Annotated in this window: 2 protein-coding genes and 1 pseudogene; 2 read left to right on the top strand and 1 reads right to left on the bottom strand. The window is 28.8% G+C overall.

Annotated features, from left to right (window positions below):
- Both KGF46_RS19675 and KGF46_RS19670 read left to right on the top strand, forming a co-directional pair.
- Window positions 1–256: pseudogene (locus tag KGF46_RS19675) on the top strand (hypothetical protein); the annotation flags it as partial.
- 69 nt (window positions 257–325) lie between these two features.
- Window positions 326–1,105, top strand: coding sequence for an EFR1 family ferrodoxin (locus KGF46_RS19670; protein WP_227843074.1), 780 nt, complete (start codon window positions 326–328; stop codon window positions 1,103–1,105).
- Between the two features lie 157 nt (window positions 1,106–1,262).
- On the opposite strand, the gene KGF46_RS19665 is transcribed toward KGF46_RS19670, so the two are convergent.
- On the bottom strand, window positions 1,263–1,886 hold the full coding sequence (locus tag KGF46_RS19665; RefSeq protein ID WP_227830493.1) for a uracil-DNA glycosylase family protein: 624 nt from the start codon (window positions 1,884–1,886) through the stop codon (window positions 1,263–1,265).
- Window positions 1,887–1,977 lie beyond the last annotated feature (91 nt).

Here is a 1,977-nt window from a genome sequence, read left to right as displayed (position 1 = left end):
AATTGGTAAGACATATTTTAGTATGCAAAATTCTATGAAGCAGGAACCCTGTGACTTTAGTCATGGGAGGTTCAGTGTTCGTAAAGTAGATGTTAAAGATAGACGAAAGTTTCAAATATTTTTAACAGATTTAGGCAGAGAATTAGAAGAGCCATTAAATAAAATTGCAGACATATATGCAACAGAGACATTTAAATCTATTTCAGATGAGGAACTGTCTTTATTTACTGAAGCTTTGGATAAACTCAGTAAATAAGTATAAATTATGTTTTAAGAAGTCTTTTTAACTCATTGATGATACAAAACAATAGAAAGAGGGATAAGGATGAGTTCTAAGATTTATTATTTTTCTGGAACGGGAAACTCTTTAGTGGTTTCAAAGACTTTAAAAGAAATGTTAAATGAAAATGGAGAATTAATACCTTTAGCTATACATAGAAAAGAAAGAAATATAGACGTAAATGAAGATATCTTGGTAATTGTTTTTCCAGTTTATTTTGCTGATGTTCCTGATATAGTAAAGTCTTTTATAGATAAATTAAATTTTAATAGTAATCCCGATATGTATGCTATTGCTACATGTAATGGAGTGGCTGGCCATAGTTTGTTTACTATAAATAAATTACTTAAGAAAAAAGGAAAAGAGCTATCTGCTGGTTTTGTAATTGATATGCCTGGAAATGCTTTGACAACACCTCGAGATGTTGAAGAAGAGAGACTAAGAAACTTTACTAATAGAGTGTCAGAAATAACAAAGTGTATCAACAACTTAGAGAGTGGAAAGATAGAAGGAAAAAACAATTTAAAGTCATATGTAGACAGTTTTACACTTCGTCTAGTGGGTAAAAACATGCAGATTGCCACTACTAAATTTTTTGCAGAAGATAAGTGTAATGGGTGTGGGACATGCAAAAGAGTTTGCCCATTAGAAAACATAAGTATAGTTGACAGAAAGCCAAAGTGGGGTAATGAGTGTGAAAGGTGTTTAGCCTGTTTCCATTGGTGTCCCAAAGAGGCAATTAATATAAAAAAATCGTTTTTGACAGATAGGAAGAAGTATCACCATCCAGACGTTACTGTGAAGGATATATTTTTAGATAAATAGATAAGTTTAATTTATTTAATGATGGACAATATTAAAAGTTAGTGATAAATAATATTAAAGAAAAATTTAAACTTACTATAAAAAAGAATAATATAATTATACATTATAGCTTGAAAAGTAGAGTGCCTCAAAGCGTTTTTGATGAGGCACTTTTTTATTATTTTATAAGTTCTATCATTTTTTGAATATCTTCTGAGGCCATTTCGAATTTTGATTTTTCAATCAATAAGTTTCCACCAGTCATAATATATGATGGAAATATTCGTAAATTGTCATAATAAAGTTCGCTATTACGAAGTTTATATGTTGAAATAGAAGGAACTGCATTCTTTTTTGTATGTTTTTTAGTAATCATATTAAAAGATTTTTTTGCTACATCTCCCATCAACATTATTACTTTTAGATTACTGAATAATTTAATTTCTTTTTCTAAAATAGGCATGTGCGATTGAATAGTGTCACGAGTTATTGTATATTCTGTTTTAGGTAATTTTACTGCATTAGTTATATATATGCCTAGATTTAAAATATCATTTATGCTAGATATTTTTGTACCTGCATTTTGGAATAAAGGGATTGTAGTTTTTAAGTAGTCAGCATGCTCATCTAAACTATAAAAATCATCATTAGGATTACTTGGGACAACTTCGTTAATCATTATAGTTTTTATAGAGTCTGTATCTATTGTTATATTGGGAAGATATGATAAGATTTCATTATCCTCAAAAAGATTATTATTTTTAATAAATTCATTTAAAGTTGATTTTATATTTATCTTCATATGTTTAACCTGCCACTCAAAATATGGTCAAATATATCCATATCGAGATTTTTCCTTCTTCACTGAACCTCGCCTTGCCTAAGCTACTACG

The sequence above is a fragment of the Clostridioides sp. ZZV14-6153 genome (assembly GCF_020657855.1).
Taxonomy (GTDB): Bacteria; Bacillota; Clostridia; order Peptostreptococcales; family Peptostreptococcaceae; genus Clostridioides.
Note: the sequence above shows the minus strand (reverse complement) of the source record. Positions and strands in the feature narration are given on the sequence as shown.